This window comes from Pseudomonas sp. NMI760_13 (assembly GCF_021283245.1).
GTDB lineage: Bacteria > Pseudomonadota > Gammaproteobacteria > Pseudomonadales > Pseudomonadaceae > Aquipseudomonas > Aquipseudomonas peradeniyensis.
Genome location: NZ_JAJSRC010000014.1, coordinates 124097 through 140767 on the forward strand (window position 1 = coordinate 124097; position 16671 = coordinate 140767).

Below are 16671 nucleotides of genomic sequence, written 5' to 3' on the forward strand. Positions count from 1 at the left end.
GGCCTTGTGCCGCGAAAGGGCCGCAAGGCGGCCCCGGCGATCTTTGCGTACAGGCTGACATCCTGGGGCCGTTGCACGGCCCTTTCGCGGCGCAAGGCCGCTCCTACAGGAATGCTCAATCCTGCAGGAACGCCAGCACCTGCTCCGTGGCCATCGGCGGGTCTTCCTGCATGAAACAGTGCCCGCCCGCCACCTGCTGCGCGCTCACCTGGGCATTGAGCCCCGCCAGGCGCTGTACCGAATGTGGCACGAAGGGATAGGTCTGCTCGCCGTACAGGATCCGCGTCGGCGTCTGGATACTGCCCAGGTGCTGCCACATGCGCTCTGGGAACGAACTGAAGATCTCCACCTCACGGCTGGGCCGGCACTTGAGTACCACGCCTTCGCCGCAATCGCCGATGGCGTGCTCCACATAAGCCTGCAAGGCCGCATCGCTCCACCCCTTGAAGATCCCGCGCCCCTGCAGCGAGGCCTGCGCCGCCTCGCGGTCGGGCCAGTGGCTGCGGCGGGTGGCGGCCTTGCGCGCCAGGGCGTGGCGCCGGTGCAGGCCGACCATGGCGGCGGCGCCCATTACCCCGATCATGCGCCGGCTGAACAGCACCGGATCCAGCAGCACGGCGCGCTGGAACAATTTCGGCTCGCTGGCCAGGATCAGCCCGGTGAGCACGCCGCCGAAACTGTGGCCCAGGGCGTAACGCGGGACATCGCCATACTCGCCGCGCCCGGCCTCGAACGCTTCCACCGCCAGCGCCGCGCTGCGGTTCCAACCGCAAAAGGCGCCGCCGTGGTCACTGTCGCCATGGCCCTGCACATCGCTCAGCCACAGGTCGAAATGCTCGCCCAGGCGCATGAGCATCGGTTGGTAAACCAGGCTGCAGAAGCCGTTGCCATGCAGAAAGTGCAGCAGCGGCTTGCCGCTGGCGGGGGTTCGCCATCCACGCAGGCTAAAGCCTTCTGCGCATTCATGGGACCAGGGAATCAACTCCATCGACGGCACTCATCGGCTCTATGAAAACGCCGATTCTACAAACAGCAGCGGATACAGTGAAATCACCAGCAGCACGGCCATCAGGACATTGAACAGCACCACCGCGCGCGGATTGCGCAGCAAGTTGCGCAAGGCGCTGCCGAACATCACCCAGACACCGACGCTGGGCAGGTTCACCAGGGCGAACACGGTGGCGATGACGATCACGTTGAACACGTAGCCCTGGGCCGGCGTATAGGTGGTGATCGCCCCGATCGCCATCACCCAGGCCTTCGGGTTGACCCACTGGAACGCCGCGGCGCCCCAGAACCCGAGCGGCTTGCGGCTGGCGGCGCTGTCGCCGGACATCGGCCCGGAGGTGGCGATCTTCCAGGCCAGGTACAGCAGGTACGCCGCGCCCGCGTAGCGCAGGATGCTGTACAGCGGCGGCCAGGCCTTGAACACCTCGCCCAGACCAAGGCCCACCGCCAGTACCATCACCATGAAGCCGACACTGATGCCCAGGGCGTGGGGAATGGTGCGGCGCACGCCGAAGTTGACCCCCGAGGCCAGCAGCATGGTGTTGTTCGGACCGGGGGTGATGGAAGAGACGAAGGCGAACAGGACGAACGCACTGAGCAGATCGAGGGAGGCAAGCATGGCGGCGGTTTCCGGCTTTTCTGATTATCGAAAGGCCACAGTAGCGGAGGGTTGGGGGGAATGACCGGTACAGTTGAATTAAATTGAGCAGATACACCCTTCTGTTTCATCCGAATGCATGCCTGCTGGCCGCCATGGATATACCGGCGCGGTAAATCTACCGCCAGACACCTGGCGATCTTCCTTCCTCTTCCCTGACACTACAGACCGTCTACGCACCTTATCAATTACAAGGAAGCCCCACCATGCCCGTGACCATCCGCCCTGCAGTCCGCAGCGACGCCACCCAGATCCTGGCCTTCATCACCGAGCTGGCCGACTACGAGCGCGCCCGCCACGAAGTGGTGGCGACCCTCGCCGACATCGAGCACAGCCTGTTCGACGAGAGCAGCACGGTGCGCAGCCTGGTCTGCGAGCGCGACGGCCAGGCCATCGGTTTCGCCGTCTACTTCTACAGCTACTCCACCTGGCTGGGGCGCAACGGCATCTACCTCGAGGATCTCTACGTCACGCCCCAGCAGCGTGGCGACGGTGCCGGGCGCACGCTGCTGCGGCATATCGCCCGCGAGGCGGTGGAGAATGGCTGCGGTCGCCTGGAATGGAGCGTGCTGGACTGGAACGAGCCAGCCATCGGTTTCTACCGCTCGCTGGGCGCCGAACCGCAGGACGAGTGGATCCGCTACCGCCTCGACGGCGAGCGGCTGCGTCAGTTCGCCGAAGGCTGAGGCGCCTCGCCCCAGAACGACGCCTGCGCCAAAACCGGCACCTCGACGCGGCTGCGCTGGCCGCCGCGCTCGATCACCAGGCCGCGGCCTTCGATGGCCACCAGGCGCACGCCGCGGGCCAGTTCCTCGCCGCTGCGCACGGCACGCGCGGGGCCACCGTCGATGCTGACGATGGCCACCGCGCCCTGGCTGCCGGCCATCACGCCCCTGACCTGAATCTGCACCTGCGACGGCAGGTCAGCGAACCAGCGCCCGGCCGGCGTTTCGCTCGACGCCAGGGCCTCGGCGGGTTGCAACCGAGCCACGTCCGCCGTGGACTGCAACAGGCTGGCCCAGGTCGCCAGTCCGGCGATGAGGGCCAGCAATCCCAATCCCTGCAACCACAGGCCGAGGGACAGGTTCGGACGGGTAATACGCATGGTCACGCGCTCCTTGTGTGCCTGCGACCGAGCATACCGACCTATTCTCACGGTTTTGTTTCACACGGCGATCATCTTGCTCGGGCAATCTGCCTGGCAGGACAAGGAGCGCCCCGTGAACGGACAACGTGGTTTCACCCTGATCGAACTGATGGTGGTGCTGGTAATCGTCGGTATCGCCAGCGCCGCCATCAGCCTGACCATCCGCCCCGACCCGGGCAAGCACCTGCGCGCCGACGCCGAGCGCCTGGCACGCCTGCTTGAACTGGCGCAGAGCGAGGTCCAGGCCGACGGCCAGCCGCTGCGCTGGCAAAGCGATCGCGACGGTTACCGATTCGTGCGCGCCGATGGCCAGATGCTCGCCGATGGCCCGTTCAAGCCGCGCCGCTGGCAGGCCGAGGCGGTCAAGGTGCAAAGCGAGCCCCCTGGCGCGGTGTGGCTCGACGGCGAGTGGATCGGCACGCCGCTGACCCTGCGCCTGCGCAGCGGTGCGCTGCGGGTGGAGCTGGCGCGCAACGCCGCCGGCCAGGTGCGAGTGAGCCAGCCATGAACCGGCAAACAGGCTTCACCCTGATCGAAGTGATGATCGCCATCCTGCTGATGGCGGTGGTCAGCCTGATCGCCTGGCGTGGGCTGGACAGCGTCAGCCGCGCCGACCGCCATGTGCGTGAGGCCAGCGAAGACCAACAGGCGATCCTGCGAGTGTTCCAGCAACTGGAGCGCGACCTGGCCCTGCGCGCCACCGTCGAACTGGTCGAGCCGCCTCTGCCCGGCCGCGAACCGCCCGGGAAACCGTTGCTGCCTGCGGTGCGCGCCCGTGCCGATCGACTTGAACTGGTGCGCTCCGGCGCCGTCTCCGGCAGCGGCTTGCAACGGGTTCGCTGGTACCTGCGCGACGGTACCCTGTACCGCGCAGCCGCGCCCCTGCGCGAGCGCTTTCCACTGCCCGCGCCCAAGGCCGCGGTGGCTGTACTGGACAACGTCAGCGCCTTCGACCTGCGCAGCTGGCAAGCCAAGGGCGGCTGGCGCTCACCGGCCAGCGAGGCCGACGACAACCCCGCCGGACTTGAGGTACGCCTGACCCGGCGCGGCCCCCAAGGCGAGGAGCGTTACCGCCAGGTGCTGGGCCCGTTCAACTGACCAGCACCACGCCGCCCGGCAACTCCAGGCAGCGTGCGCCATAGGCGACGCGGATCAGTTCGGCGGCCTGGCGCAACTGGTCGAAACTGAACCGCGCCTGTACCCGTCGGCGCCCCAGCGTGGGGTTGAGCAGCACCAGGCGTCCCGGGCGGTAGCGGTTGATCTCGTCGATCACCCGGGCCAACGGCGCGTCGCGGAACACCAGCATGCGCTCACGCCAGGCCATCACCTGGCCCGGGTCGAACGACTCCGGCATACCGATGCCTTGCGCGCCATAGCGCAGTTGGCGACCCGCCGGGAGCACCTCGATCCGGCCCTGGACGGCCACGCGCAACTCACCGCCCAGACAGGTGACGCAGACCCCCTCATCGTCCTCGCGCACGTTGAACCGGGCCTGCTCGGTGCTGATCACCCCATCCTGCGCCCGCACCTGAAGGGGCTGGCCGGCCTGCACCTCGATCTCGCCGGCGAGCAGGGCGATACCCTCGGCCTCGCGGCTGACCCGGGTGCGCACGTTCAGCTCAAGCTCGATCCCGGGCGTCAGCACTACCCGTTGCTGCTCGCCGATATCGGTGGCAAACGCCGGTGCCGGCGCCATGGCCTCCTCGAGCAGTCCGCCACGCCAGGCCAGCAGCGCCACCGACGCCGCCAGCGCGCCGCCCAGCAACGCCCGGCGACCGAGCAGCGGCGCGCCCTGCCCGGCTTGTCGTGCTGCTGGGCCGAGCAGGTGCCAGAGCTGGCGGGCCTGGGCAAAGGCCTCGGCATGCGCCGGGCTGCGCGCGCACCACTGGCGCAGTGCTCGGGCATCGGCCTGGGTGGCCTGGCCGGACGTCAGCCGCAGCAGCCAGTCCTGGGCCTGGCGCTGCAAGTCGGAATCGGGCGGAATCTGGGACATGGGGCTCACATGAAGAGGTCGACTATCGTTCAAGACGGTTTTCCCGCGCCGGGACCGAACCGCTGAAACACTTTTCTGTCCAGGCGCATCGCGCAATGCCCCAGCGCCGCCTTGAGTTCCTTCTCCACCGTGCGCGTGGAGATGCCGAAGCGCTGGGAGATTTCCAGGTGCGAGGCTTCCTCCAGGCGGGCGGCGATGAAGATCCGCCGACGCCGGGCCGGCAGCTCGTAGAGGGCGCCCAGCAGGTTCTGGATCTCGCGCTGGCCGCCGACGATGCGCGCCGGGTCCTGGTCTTCGGCCACCTGCAGCAGCGCTTCGATCTCGGCGCCAGTGAGCAGCCGGGCGTCGGCCTCGCGGCGGTCGGCGGCGACGTTCAGGGCCATGCGGTACAGGTAGGCGCCGGGACGCTGCAGGTCGTGCGTCGCATCCATGCGGTCCACCCGCAGGTAGGTTTCCTGCAGCACGTCGTTGGCCAGGTCGTCAGAACCGAGCCGGCGCCTAAGGCGTACCCTGAAGGCGTCGTAGGAGGTCAGAAACAGCTTGACCAGCGCACTGTCCCGAGGTTTGTTCATGCCGCCGCAGCTCCTTGCGAAAGTGGGCAATCCATAGGTTCCGGACGCAGCAGCAGGGTCAGCGGCTGCGCCAGGGATGTCGGCGGCGCCTGTTCCAGGCGCACCGTGCGCAGGCGCTCGACCAGCGCGGCGTCGCGGGCGAAGTCGCCGGTCGAGGCCAGCAGGCGGCTCTGCACCAGTTGGCCGCCGGCATCAATCCACACCTGCAAGGCCGCCCGGTAAGCGCCCGGCCGGGTCAGCGGCGAGGCGCACAGGGCGCGCTCGACCGCGTGTTGCAGCGCCAGCGCATAACTGCCCGATGACAGGCCGCCGTTGCGCCCACGCCCAGCCGTGCCGCGCAGGCGCAGCGGTTGCAGGGTGAAGCCGGCGCCACTGTAGTGCGCCTGCAAGCCGGTGCCCTGCAACAGTCGCTGCAGGCCTTCGCGAGCCGGGTAACGGCCCAGGACCTGGCTGGAGCGCTGACCGGCGAGCAACGCCTGGTCGACCAGCACCGCCAGGCCGCTCTGCCGAGCGAAGCTGTCCAGCGCCCGGTCCAGCGCCTGGGCCGGGATATCCAGGGTCAGCAATGGCTGGCCACGCAGACCGGGGGCCGCCAGCAACCAGGCCAGCATCAGCGCGCCGACCACGAGCAATGCACGCACAGATATCCGGGCCTCCTTGCTGGCCGCCGTCGCCGGGGAAACGTCATCCTGGGGCCTGTGTATGACGCTGTGGTGACAGCCTGCGGCAACCAAAACTTCACCTCGATTGCGGCCTGCGAGGGCTAGACTGCGCCGAGGAACGATTGCCCGGAGACCCGCCATGGCCCGCCTGACCCTGACTGCCCTGCCCTTGCTGCTGACCTGCGCCCTGCCGGCCTACGCGGAACCGCCCAAGGGCGGCCAGGGTTGCATCGATGTGCAGGTGGGCCAGTCACGGGCCCTGGCCTATGACTGCCTGACCCAGCAGCTGCAAGGCACTGATCCGCGCGCCGCCAAAGGGCTGCGCGAACAGCTGGATCCGGCGCGGCAGATGCAGCGCAAGGCGCCGAACCAGATGGGGTTGGCGACGCCGGCGGCGACGTCGACGCGCATGGGTAATAGTTTTGGCAGTTCGGTGGTGCCGCAGCGGCCTTGATGGGGTTGGCGGTGGATCGGCGGCGCTCGATCTCATAGGCGCTGCAACTCTCCTGTCAAACATCAACCAACCACTACTCCCCCTCCCTGCGCAACAGATAGGTATCCATGATCCACCCCTTGCGCCGCCGCGCTTCCTCGCGCAACTGCACGATGCGCGCCTTCACCGCCAGCAACGGACCGCTGACCAGCAGCTCGTCCGGCGTGCCCAGGTAGGCGCCCCAATAGATCACCAGTTGCGGATCGTCCAGGGCGGCAAAGGCGCACTGCCCGTCGAGCATCACCAGCACGTTGTCGATCCGCGCCTGCTCGCCCAGGCGTCGGCCCGGCAGCACGGTCAGCGGCTCGCCGATGCGGTTGAGAGGGATCTGGTGGCGGGCGGCCAGGGCCTGGATGCTGCTGATGCCGGGAATCACCTGCAAGGCCAGCGCCACGCCTCGTTGGCGCACCAGGTCGAGAATGCGCAAGGTACTGTCGTACAGCCCGGGCTCGCCCCAGAGCAGGAAGGCGCCGATGTCATCGGCGCCCAGTTCATCTTCGATCAAGCGGGCATACAGCGCGGCGCGCTGGACGTGCCAGTCCTGCACGGCACCGACATAGTCCGGCGCCTGGCCGTCCCGGCGCGGGTCTTCGACCTGCACCAGGCGGTAGCCGCCCTCGGGCCGGTAGCGCTCGAGGATGGCCCGGCGCAGGCGCACCAGTTCATCCTTGTCGCTGCCCTTGTAGAGGACGAAGAACACCGTGGCGCGGCGCAATGCCTCCACCGCCTCATAGGTGACCTGGCGCGGATCGCCCGGCCCGATGCCGATCAGAAGAAGCTGTTTCATCGCCTGCCCTGCCTGGTTGCCGATGGTCATTGTCGACCGACCACCGGCCCTTTGGCAAAGCGGCTCAGAAGATCGAGAAGTTGTAGCTGACGATGACCCGGGTCTCGTCCATGTCACGCGCCCACTTCTCGTAGTTGCTGCGGTAGGTGGAGTTGCGCAGGCGCACGCTGACGTCCTTGAAGGTACCGGACTGCACCTGGTACTTCAGCTCGCTGTCGCGTTCCCATTCCTTGCCCTCGGCATTGCTGCCCGGGACCTTGACGTTGTCGCCGTTGATGTAGCGGGTGAAGAAGGTCAGGCCGGGCACGCCCAGGGCCTTGAAGTCGTAGTCGTAGCGCACCTGCCAGGAGCGTTCCTGGGCGGCGGCGAAGTCGTTGACCTGGGCGTAGTTGACCAGGTACGGGTTGCTGCCGTCGAGGTACGGCATGGCGCTGTCGCCGTACATGCGCTGCCAGCCGGCGCTGAGCTTGTGGCCACCGAGGCTGTAGCCGAGCATGCCGCTGAAGGCACGATGGTCGATGTGCCCGGCGCGGGCGTTGCCGATATCGTCGCTCTTGATCAGCCGCAGGTCGGCCGACAGCGTGCCGACCTCCAGGGGCTGGCTGGCGACCAGGCCGAGGAAGTGCTGGCGGTAGATGTTCTCGAGCTTGGAAACCTGGTACTGGGCGCTGACCCGCTCGTTGACGCGGTAGTCGACACCAGCCAGGTCGAAGTGGTCGGCCTCGATGTCGCAGGCGTAGCGCTTGTTCTTGCAATGCACGCGGATGTCCTGGCGATCGGTGGAATCCCGCGCGGTGTACTGGTTCAGGCGCGCCAGGGTGAACTTGAGGTCGCGCACTTCCTCGGAGGTCAGCCAGGCACCGTGGAACATGGTCGGCAGCAGGCGGCCGTCGTTGTACTTGAGCAGCGGCACGTCCGGCATCATCGAACCGTACTTGAGCACGGTGTTGGACACTTTCACCTTGCCGGCGACGCCCATCTTGGCGTACTGGTCGGCAGAGTGACGCGGATCGTGGCCGGAAGACGGCAACAGGCCGCTATTGCTGTCGGCGGGGCTGGAGTCGAGTTTGAAACCGACCATGCCCAAGGCATCCACACCAAAGCCGACCGGGCCCTGGGTATAACCGGACTGGACATTGAGGATAAAGCCCTGCGCCCACTCTTCGCGTTTCGACGCGCCCTGTTTGGAACTGCTGTGGCCGTCACGGAAGTCCCGATTGAAATAGACATTGCGTGCTTCGACCTTGGCACTGCTGTCTTCAAGAAAACCGGCGGCCTGGGCGTTGACACCGGCACACAGGAAGAACAGGCCGGCAACTCGGCGCCCGGGGGCGAGGGGGAAAGGGGCAAACATGCGAGGGAACATCCAAAAGAAAGGCGAAAAACCATCCGGGCAGTCATCTGCACCGGCACTACGCGATGAACGAATACACTTCGACCATCATCCATAATTTTCCGACAATGGCTCTAGCCCGCGCCATGGGACCATGGTCTAAGGCGTTTGGCAGGGTCTTTTCGAACAGCGCGCAAAAAACCGGCAAAGTTCCCGACTAATTGATTGAAAGTTTGCTGTTTACCCCCTTGCGAGCGACTACTACACTCTCGCTTAGCGAACAGCTTCACCCATCCCCGTGGCCGGCGTTCAGTCTGGTTTCATGTTCGTCACGTCCCGCCACGACAGACTTACAGGAGTGATGACAGTGTCCAGACTTGCAGAGTTTCGTGCTGCCGAAAAAGCGCTCAAGGAACAGATGGCACAACTGGAAGCGCTGAAAAAGGATGCCGGCCTTAAACGCGAAATCGAATTCGAGCAGAAACTAGTCGGCCTGATGAAAAGCTATGACAAGAACCTGCGCGACATCATCGCCATCCTCGATCCGAAGGCCGTGAGCCGCGCTCCGGCCCAGGTCAAGCAGCAGCGTCGACCACGGGTGGTGAAGGTCTACCAGAACCCGCATACCGGCGAGCGGATCGAAACCAAGGGCGGCAACCACCGTGGGCTGAAAGCCTGGAAGGAACAGTACGGTGCGCAGACGGTGGAAAGTTGGGTGCGCTGATGAAACCTCGACACCCGCTTCACACTTTTTTCACATGCGCAGGCCCAGTATCGAACCAGCTAAAGGACTAGCGACCCCATCACGCGCCCGCACATGCGGGCCTCTAATTCCGGCGCCCCGCACTCGTGCGGGGCGCTTTCATTTGCGCTGACGACGTACTTCCGTATCATGGTCCGCCTGTTTTAGGCCCCGATTCTGGAGTACCCATGAGCCTGCACGATCTGCAAACCCTGCCCGGCGTTACCGCCCAGCCGGACACCGCCACCGCCCAATTCGTATTCAACCACACCATGCTGCGGGTCAAGGACATCGAGAAGTCCCTGGACTTCTACACCCGCGTCCTCGGCTTCCGCCTGGTGGACAAGCGCGACTTCCCCGAGGCGGCCTTCAGCCTTTACTTCCTGGCCCTGGTCGACCCGGCGCAGATTCCGGCCGACGACGCCGAGCGCCACCAGTGGATGAAATCGATCCCCGGCGTGCTCGAGCTGACCCACAACCACGGCACCGAGAACGATCCCGAGTTCGCCTACCACAATGGCAACACCGAACCCCGTGGTTTCGGTCACATCTGCATTTCGGTACCGGACGTTCGTGTTGCCTGCGCCCGCTTCGAGGCGCTCGACGTGCCGTTCCAAAAACGCCTGCAGGATGGCCGCATGAACCACCTGGCCTTCGTCAAGGATCCGGATGGCTACTGGGTGGAGATCATCCAGCCGACCGCACTAGAGGCCTGATCCTCGTCGGTTGCGCTCGTCGGGCCGGGAACTCCCGGCCCTTCGCTGTGGTATTTAAAGGGAACGCCTGTTCCCAGCCACAGCGAGGTAAGGACGATGCAAACCCTTCACTGTGAATACCGCGACCACACCATCACCGCCAGCGTGATGCCCCACCCCGACTCGCCCCTGCCCTACGCGGCCGGCTGCGTGATCACCGATCCCGCAGGCCATAGCAGTCGACGAATCTCGATACCGATGAAGTTCTTCGCCGACCTGGACAATGCCCAGCATGTGTCCCTGGCCCATGGCCGGGCGCTGGTTGACCGGCAACTGGACCAGGCTGACCAGCGAGTGTTCTGAGTTGGGGCCACCCGCGTCCCTTTGAATCGCGTTGCGTCACGCCAGCGTCTGGCGCTGCAACCCTACCGGCAAATACCGGGTGGCCTCCCTGTTGCCAAGAGGCCACCCGGTTCATTCACTGCGCCGGCGCCGTGGCCGGCGGCGCTTCGTTGGTCACCCGCAGGATCCCCCACAACCCCGAGGCATTGCCATAGGCGGCATAGTCGCGGAACAGGTAATCCCCCGGCACCGCGTTGGCGCCCCCGGCGCTGGGCAGCATAAAACTGAAGTGCGCCGCCGGCAGCACGCTCTCCTGCGCACCCACGTACATCGCCATCGGGTTGTAGCCGTAACGCACCGAGCCGATGCCTGGCAAGCCCATGGGGTAGCCGTGCACATCGCTCTTCTCGGCCTGGTAGTTGTGCAGCGGCCACAGGTGCCCGTCGAGCTGGTAGGTGATGCCGCGGCTGCCGCCGCTGGGCATCAGCACATGGCTACGCGCAGGCTGGCCCGGCCTGGCCCAGAGCACCGGGGTCTGCGGATCACCTCCAACCAGGGCGTTGCTGTAGGCCATGTGGGCGTTGGGCACGTCGGCGAAGCCGAAGCCATCGGCATGGCCGAACGGCGCGTCCGGCGCCAGGCCGAAGCGCAGCCACAGCGGCTCGGTCTTGTAGTTCATCGCCATGTTGCCGTTGTCCTTCGGATCACCGGGCACGCCATTGCCCTCGGTGGCGATACCCTCCACCGGCCGGCCATCGGCCCAGCGCATGTTCAGCGAGCGCTGCCACACGGTGACGAAGTCGCGGTAGTCTGGCTGGCCGCTGACTTTCACCGTGGCCTGGGCGCGGCTGGCGTTGTCCTCGGTCCAGGTCGCGCTCTGCGCCAATACGCTCATGGCGCCCACCAGACCCTTTTGCGGCTGCTTGATGACATCCGCCGGGGTCAGGTTGAGGCCGCCAAACTCGATGGCCGTGGTGTTGATGTTGTCCACCGTGCGGCCCAGTTGCAGCACCGGCTTGCCTTCACGCTCCAGATGCCCGGCGTAGTACTGGTACACCCGGCTCGGGTAGGCGCCGCTGGTGCCGGCGCGCGGCGGCACGGTCTGCACCGGGTTGAGGCCGACGTTGACGCCATCCGACTTGGTGATGTCGTAGGCCAGCAGCTGCGCATGCAGGCCGACGTGGCTGGACGGGCGCATCAGGTTGTTGTTGAACGCCGTGGAGCCCTCGCCGCCGGCCCGGTCGCGCTTGACCACGTTCTGCATCACCGCGGTGCTGGGCAGGTCCGGCATCATCAGCGGCAAACGGTTCTCCAGGGTGATGCTGATGCAGTCGCCGGCATTGGCGCGCAGCACCAGGGGCTCGACCGGCACGCCAGCCTTGAGCTTGCCGGTACTCGTATCGAGGTCGGCCTTGCGCACGTAGAGCACCGCGGTCGGGTCGTGCAATGGCGAGCTATGACCACCGACGGTGAAGGTCGCGCCGTCCTCCTCGTCGGTGACCGTGGCCATGGGGATATCGACCTTGCGGCTGTTGAACACCAGGGTGCCGCCATTGGCCTTGAGCGCGCCGCCCACGTGCTGGCCGATCCCGGCCGGGTCGCTGATGCTGACCCCGTGGCGATTCTCGAGGATGTCGTTGGCCAGGGCCGCGACGATCTCGTAGCTGCGCTTGACCGTAGGCCGGGTGCCGATGCCATTGGCGTTGGCCGTGGTTTTCGGGCAGATGCCGTCGAAGTTGACGGTGTTGCGCATGGCCACCGGCTGCGGGTTGTTGGGCAGGGCGAACAGGTCGGCGCGCTGGGCGGTGTAGTTGCGCATGATGCCCCAGATGCCGTTCCAGTAGCCTTCCAGCGCGGCGTCCAGCGAGTACAGGTAGTCGCCATTGGTGGCGGCGGAGCTCGAGATCATCGACACCGGCGCCATGAACCCGAGCTGCTCGGAGATGCCCACCATCTGCGACGACTTCCACCCCGAGTTGGAGCTGTTGCCGAAGCCTGAACCGTTCTGCAGCCACTTCACGCCGTGCAGGGTGACGTTGTGCTCCTCCTCATGGCCACCGGCGTGCATGCGCAGGCGCACGTTGTCGCCGGAGTAGGTGCGCAGCAACGGCGTGAACGGGTCACCCGGCTCGCTGCCCTTGTTCACGTGCGGCGGGAACAGCGTGGTGCCGCCGGTGGGGCCGGTGGCCTGGGTGATCGCCGAAGGCGCCAGGTTCATCGCCGGGATGGCGCGGTCGGTGCGGCTCTGCATGGCGTAAGCCAGGTCGCCGCCCAGGCCGTCGGCCTGCATGCCGCGCTTGCCGTCCGGGCCGACCTTGTTCGGGTCGAACACGCGCAGGGCCAGCGGTTCGTTGCGGTAGTTGACGACGAACATGCCCGGGTCATCCACCGAGATCGCCTGCGGGCACGGCCGCGTCGGGCAGCCCGGGCTCAGCCCGCCACGGGACTCGACCACCGATTCGAGCAGCGTCGAGGCTTTCTGCCGCACCGGCGGGTTGATCGCGTAGCGGAAGCTGTCGGCGGTGGCCGGGTAAGCCTGGCCATCCGGTATGCCGTTGGGGCCGGCCCCCACATACACACCAGCCTCGTAGGCATGCTGGAAGTCGCTGTACTCGAGGAAGAACTCACGGTAGCTGTCGTTTTTGCCGTCGCCGTCATGGTCGCCGGTCTGGATCACCGCCTGCCACGAGGTCGGGCCGCCGTCCTGACGGGTGGCCGGGTTGTACAGCTGCTCGCCGGTCTCGGCGTGGTACCAGGTGGAACCGGCGGGCTCGGCCAGCACGGTCGCGTAAAGCCCCAGTTGCTGGTGGGTCGATGGGCCGAGGTGGTCATGGGTGAAGATGGTGCCCAGGCCACGGTCGACGTTGTGCACGTTCACCAGCGGGTCGGCGAACCAGCGTTGCATGGCGCTGCGCGCGCCGAGCCAGTCGGCCCGGCCGAAGCGCCCGAAGTACGGATGCTGTTTGGCTTTCGGGCACGCGGCGCTGCCGTCGCGGGTATCGCCCTCGGTGCAGTTGTTGAAGCTGCGGATGGCATGCACACGCTCGACCACGCTACCGGGCGAGAGGATGCCGTCCTCGTAGTTCCAGCCATTGGCCGAACCGTCGGCGGCGGTCAGGTCCCACTTGGGCAGGTGGATATGCTGGCCGATCACGTCGGTCGGCGTGCGCACCTGGTAGTCGTCCATCTCGTAGAACGACGGAATCAGGTTGGTGTGCACGTACTGGGTGCAGTCGAAGGTGTTCATGCGCATCACCAGCGGCTCCGGCGGACGCTGCTTGGTGATCACCGGCCAGGCGTCCTCCCACAGGGCGAGGATGCGCGCCTGCGGGAAGTGGTAGCCGACCTTGTTGTACACCGCGTCGAACTGGATGTTGGCGGCCTTGTAGATACGCGGGCGGTCGGCGGTGAAGGTGGACGAACCGCGGAAACTCATGCCGCTGAGGTTCTCACCGCTGAAGAACTCGCCGATGCCCGAGGACTGGGTCAGGCGCTTGCCACGGTCATCCATGCACGGCTCGTAGAACGGCGCCCCTGCCGTGGGCAGCGCGCCGTTGGTGCGGAAGGCCTTGGCCACCGGCGCGCTGCCGGGGATCAGGGCAAAGCTCGGGTGCTCGGCCTTGGCGTGGAACTGCATGGCGGCCTGCTCGACCTCGGTGCCCTCCTCGGGCAGGTAGATCGGCTTGGCCTTGTGCACCACCTTGGAGAAATCCAGCTTGGTGGTGGTGGTCACCGCCTCACCGCCGGCCGATACGCCGTCCAGCGCGTGACGACCGAGGCCACCGTCCCAGCCGTCGACCTGGTTGGGGTCGAGGTTGGCCCACAGGGCCTTGCCACTGTCCTTGAGCTGGCGAGCCAGGGCCGGGTCGAGCATGTCCAGCGGCGGGGTTGGTGGGCGCTGGCCGACGCTGCTTTCCATGCCGCCGATCCAGAACGGGTAACCAGGGTTCTTCAGGCTGCCGTCGGCGTTGCGGTTGGTCTCGCTGCGGTCGACCAGGGCCAGGGAGCCGACCGCGCGCGGGGTGGCTGGCACGTGCGGATGGTCGTCGCCCTCCTCCTCTTCGTCGTCATCTGCATGCCCGGCGACCAGGGTCTCGGACAGCTTGGGCACCACGGTGACCTTGCCCGGCATAGGCGCCATGGCCTTGCCCGGCAGCGGCACGATGGCCGGGATCGGCGTGCCGGCAATGATCTCGCCGTCCGGCAGCGCCCGGGCGCCTTGGGCCGGCTTGCCATTGCGCAGGGCGAATGGCGTGCTGTGGAAGCCGTTGGCGCCCTCGCCGCTGACTTCCAGGCGGGTACCCGGCTCGAACACATCGTGCACCCGCCACATGGCCCACATGCCCTGGGCGAAGTGCGGGTAGAAGTGGCAGTGATAGATGGCGTCGCCCGCCACCCGATTGCGGTTGCCCGAGCCACCGTTGGCGATCTCGTAGGTGTAGCCCACCCCCGGGCCGATGCCCTGGGCGTCGATGTAGTCGGAGTTGTCGTCGTTGGGGTTGAACAGCCACTGGTGCCCGTGCAGGTGGAAGATGTGCTGCTCGTGGCCGTTGTGGGTGTTGCGGAACTTGGTGAAGTCGCCGATGTAGCTGTGGTGCACGTTGGCGGGCTCGGCCGGGTACAGGGCCATGGTCGCCTTGACCCCGGTAGCGCTGGCCGGCGGCGTCTGGCCAGGGCGGATGTTCTCCAGCCCGACGTTGGCCGGGATATCCACCAGGGTGCCGATATCGCCCACGGTGTGGGCACTGAGGAAGAACTCCTCGTAGGCGCACGACAGGCAGTCGTGCATCGGCCCCACGCCCAGACGGTTGGCCACCACCTCGGCGCCCATGCCACCGGAGCCGTAGTTGATCATGAACGAATCGCGGGTCGGCTCGAGCACATGGCCCATGACCGGGTCCGCCCAGTAGGCGGGGAACGCCTGGGTCGCGGCCACCTCGTCGGCGAATTGCGAGGCGAAGTCGCGGAAGGCCTCCAACCGATTGGGCAGCGCCGGGTTGCGCTTGCCAACGCTTTCCAATGGGTAGGTGCTGGCCGGGAAGCTGCCGTCGGGGTTGGGGCCCATGACGATGGCGTCGGTCTCGCTGCTGAGGATCTCGTTACCATCGAGCATGGCGATGATCGGCTTGCCGGCCTTGCCCTCGGCGATCCACGGCTCGGCGTTGGGGTAGCGGGCCTGGTAGTCGATCACCGGCTGGCCGGTGGCCGTGCGCCCCGTGGTGGCCAGGCGCATCTCTTCCTCGGTCAGGGTGTTGCGGTAGGTACGCCCGGCCTTGGGCACCACCACCACCTGGCCGAACAGGCCGTTGGCGACGTTGCCGGCGCCGCCCTGGCCGCCGAAGGTGGCGCCCTGGCTGGTGACGGCGAACGCGCCTTCGCGCTCGGCGTACAGGGTGTAGCTGCGGGTGCCGCCCGGAGCGACCAGGAAGTTGCCGTTGCGCCCGGTGTTGGCGGCGATGTCGCCGATGCTGTTGACCGCCTGCAGGCCGTTGACCTGGAAGCCGACATGGCGGTCGGTGACCTGCTCGTCGGCAACGAAGTGTTCGTCACCCTCGTTCTCGACCTCGTCGCCCTCTTCTTCCTCGCCTTCGACTTCGGTTTCGTCGTGGTCGATGCCGTGCTTGTTGGGGTTAGCCTGGTAGGCCAGCAGGTTGGTCAGGTTGACCGTCAGGCAGTCACCGGCGGCGACCCGCAGCACGATCGGCCGCGGGCGCTTGTCCGGGCGCAGGGTGACCTTGCCCGGTACCGCGGCGCCGCCCTTGCTCAAAGGCACCCGGTGCTCGTCCACCACATCGTGGCGCAGGGCGTACATCATGCCGTTGGCGTTCTGCGCACCGAGGCGGTTGAACATCAGTGGCTGATCCAGCGCCACCACGTTGGCCACCAGCGTGCGCTGGCACTGCACCGCGGCTTCGCTGGAGACCTGCCAGCCCAGCAGGGCCAGCAGGAAGGTGGACAGGACCGGGCCTTTGCGAGGGGTCGACATGGGGCACCTCCGGGGACACAGGGATACTGCGGGGAGGTGAGCAAGGCTTGTGCCATGAATTTAATTGTTGTTTATCAAGTGCTTGAGAGAAATAGAAAGGATGAGCTGGGCGCTTTCACCCTTAATTGGGGGGCTTTGCTGGAACCGCGTGGGAGCAAGATCTCTGTAGGAGCGGCCTTGAACTGGTCAAGTAATTTTGGACACCGGTTAAGGTTTATGCCGCTGCCTTGAGCTTTTCCTCCATGGCTACTGG

General features: G+C 66.5%; 16 protein-coding genes. 7 read left to right on the forward strand and 9 right to left on the reverse strand.

Annotated elements, in window-relative coordinates; translation table 11 throughout:
* Positions 1–115: 115 nt before the first annotated feature.
* Positions 116–988, reverse strand: a complete 873-nt coding sequence (locus LU671_RS16295; RefSeq protein WP_232856250.1) for an alpha/beta fold hydrolase — start codon at positions 986–988, stop codon at positions 116–118.
* Between the two features lie 18 nt (positions 989–1006).
* A complete protein-coding gene (locus tag LU671_RS16300; protein ID WP_203646499.1) occupies positions 1007–1627 on the reverse strand; it encodes a LysE family translocator in 621 nt (206 codons plus the stop codon).
* Between the two features lie 245 nt (positions 1628–1872).
* Here LU671_RS16300 and LU671_RS16305 point away from each other — a divergent pair, with 245 nt between their 5' ends.
* Positions 1873–2352, forward strand: coding sequence for a GNAT family N-acetyltransferase (locus LU671_RS16305; RefSeq protein WP_203646500.1), 480 nt, complete (start codon positions 1873–1875; stop codon positions 2350–2352).
* Here the strand turns inward: LU671_RS16305 and LU671_RS16310 are convergent.
* Positions 2334–2771 (reverse strand): general secretion pathway protein GspC, encoded by a 438-nt coding sequence (locus LU671_RS16310; RefSeq protein ID WP_232856251.1) that lies wholly within the window; start codon positions 2769–2771, stop codon positions 2334–2336. The two genes, LU671_RS16305 and LU671_RS16310, sit on opposite strands and share 19 nt — an antisense overlap.
* A 115-nt stretch (positions 2772–2886) precedes the next feature.
* On the opposite strand from LU671_RS16310, the gene gspH reads away from it, so the two are divergent.
* Together gspH and LU671_RS16320 are read left to right on the forward strand one after the other, a co-directional pair.
* Positions 2887–3321: a type II secretion system minor pseudopilin GspH gene (gene gspH / locus LU671_RS16315; protein WP_232856252.1), complete on the forward strand. Its 435-nt coding sequence runs from the start codon at positions 2887–2889 to the stop codon at positions 3319–3321.
* Positions 3318–3911 carry a PulJ/GspJ family protein gene (locus tag LU671_RS16320; RefSeq protein WP_232856253.1) on the forward strand — a complete coding sequence of 198 codons (594 nt, stop codon included), beginning with the start codon at positions 3318–3320 and terminating at the stop codon, positions 3909–3911. Before gspH ends, LU671_RS16320 begins: the two co-directional genes overlap by 4 nt.
* Here the strand turns inward: LU671_RS16320 and LU671_RS16325 are convergent.
* The 3 genes from LU671_RS16325 to LU671_RS16335 are packed head-to-tail and all read right to left on the reverse strand — an operon-like array spanning position 3904 to position 6019.
* Positions 3904–4806: a FecR family protein gene (locus tag LU671_RS16325; protein ID WP_232856254.1), complete on the reverse strand. Its 903-nt coding sequence runs from the start codon at positions 4804–4806 to the stop codon at positions 3904–3906. The two genes, LU671_RS16320 and LU671_RS16325, sit on opposite strands and share 8 nt — an antisense overlap.
* Before the next feature lie 29 nt (positions 4807–4835).
* Positions 4836–5378, reverse strand: coding sequence for an RNA polymerase sigma factor (locus LU671_RS16330; protein ID WP_028692228.1), 543 nt, complete (start codon positions 5376–5378; stop codon positions 4836–4838).
* The gene (locus LU671_RS16335) at positions 5375–6019 is read right to left on the reverse strand and encodes an STN domain-containing protein (protein WP_232856255.1); all 645 of its coding nucleotides are present in this window, start codon (positions 6017–6019) and stop codon (positions 5375–5377) included. The genes LU671_RS16330 and LU671_RS16335 overlap by 4 nt, the downstream gene beginning before the upstream one ends.
* A 160-nt stretch (positions 6020–6179) precedes the next feature.
* On the opposite strand from LU671_RS16335, the gene LU671_RS16340 reads away from it, so the two are divergent.
* Positions 6180–6494: a hypothetical protein gene (locus LU671_RS16340; RefSeq protein ID WP_232856256.1), complete on the forward strand. Its 315-nt coding sequence runs from the start codon at positions 6180–6182 to the stop codon at positions 6492–6494.
* A 73-nt stretch (positions 6495–6567) separates the two neighbouring features.
* Here the strand turns inward: LU671_RS16340 and cobF are convergent, their stop codons facing one another.
* A complete protein-coding gene (cobF, locus tag LU671_RS16345) occupies positions 6568–7320 on the reverse strand; it encodes a precorrin-6A synthase (deacetylating) (RefSeq protein ID WP_232856257.1) in 753 nt (250 codons plus the stop codon).
* 64 nt (positions 7321–7384) lie between these two features.
* Positions 7385–8674, reverse strand: coding sequence for an OprD family porin (locus LU671_RS16350; RefSeq protein WP_084942878.1), 1290 nt, complete (start codon positions 8672–8674; stop codon positions 7385–7387).
* 346 nt (positions 8675–9020) lie between these two features.
* On the opposite strand from LU671_RS16350, the gene LU671_RS16355 reads away from it, so the two are divergent.
* From LU671_RS16355 to LU671_RS16365, 3 genes are all read left to right on the forward strand, one after another.
* Positions 9021–9377, forward strand: a complete 357-nt coding sequence (locus tag LU671_RS16355) for a histone-like nucleoid-structuring protein, MvaT/MvaU family (protein ID WP_186713382.1) — start codon at positions 9021–9023, stop codon at positions 9375–9377.
* Between the two features lie 206 nt (positions 9378–9583).
* Positions 9584–10111: a lactoylglutathione lyase gene (gene gloA, locus LU671_RS16360; RefSeq protein WP_232856258.1), complete on the forward strand. Its 528-nt coding sequence runs from the start codon at positions 9584–9586 to the stop codon at positions 10109–10111.
* Between the two features lie 96 nt (positions 10112–10207).
* Complete coding sequence (locus LU671_RS16365) at positions 10208–10453, forward strand: hypothetical protein (protein WP_203646509.1); 246 nt, start codon at positions 10208–10210, stop codon at positions 10451–10453.
* Between the two features lie 115 nt (positions 10454–10568).
* Here LU671_RS16365 and mnxG read toward each other — a convergent pair whose 3' ends face one another.
* On the reverse strand, positions 10569–16418 hold the full coding sequence (mnxG, locus tag LU671_RS16370) for a manganese-oxidizing multicopper oxidase MnxG (RefSeq protein ID WP_232856259.1): 5850 nt from the start codon (positions 16416–16418) through the stop codon (positions 10569–10571).
* Between the last annotated feature and the right edge of the window lie 253 nt (positions 16419–16671).

Bases quoted from the DNA above. Each gene is read 5' to 3' on its own strand.
- LU671_RS16295 (WP_232856250.1), bottom strand. From the start codon at position 988: ATGGAGTTGATTCCCTGGTCCCATGAATGCGCAGAAGGCTTTAGCCTG.
- LU671_RS16300 (WP_203646499.1), bottom strand. From the start codon at position 1,627: ATGCTTGCCTCCCTCGATCTGCTCAGTGCGTTCGTCCTGTTCGCCTTC.
- LU671_RS16305 (WP_203646500.1), top strand. From the start codon at position 1,873: ATGCCCGTGACCATCCGCCCTGCAGTCCGCAGCGACGCCACCCAGATC.
- LU671_RS16310 (WP_232856251.1), bottom strand. From the start codon at position 2,771: ATGCGTATTACCCGTCCGAACCTGTCCCTCGGCCTGTGGTTGCAGGGA.
- LU671_RS16320 (WP_232856253.1), top strand. From the start codon at position 3,318: ATGAACCGGCAAACAGGCTTCACCCTGATCGAAGTGATGATCGCCATC.
- LU671_RS16325 (WP_232856254.1), bottom strand. From the start codon at position 4,806: ATGTCCCAGATTCCGCCCGATTCCGACTTGCAGCGCCAGGCCCAGGAC.
- LU671_RS16330 (WP_028692228.1), bottom strand. From the start codon at position 5,378: ATGAACAAACCTCGGGACAGTGCGCTGGTCAAGCTGTTTCTGACCTCC.
- LU671_RS16340 (WP_232856256.1), top strand. From the start codon at position 6,180: ATGGCCCGCCTGACCCTGACTGCCCTGCCCTTGCTGCTGACCTGCGCC.
- cobF (WP_232856257.1), bottom strand. From the start codon at position 7,320: ATGAAACAGCTTCTTCTGATCGGCATCGGGCCGGGCGATCCGCGCCAG.
- LU671_RS16350 (WP_084942878.1), bottom strand. From the start codon at position 8,674: ATGTTTGCCCCTTTCCCCCTCGCCCCCGGGCGCCGAGTTGCCGGCCTG.
- gloA (WP_232856258.1), top strand. From the start codon at position 9,584: ATGAGCCTGCACGATCTGCAAACCCTGCCCGGCGTTACCGCCCAGCCG.
- LU671_RS16365 (WP_203646509.1), top strand. From the start codon at position 10,208: ATGCAAACCCTTCACTGTGAATACCGCGACCACACCATCACCGCCAGC.
- mnxG (WP_232856259.1), bottom strand. From the start codon at position 16,418: ATGTCGACCCCTCGCAAAGGCCCGGTCCTGTCCACCTTCCTGCTGGCC.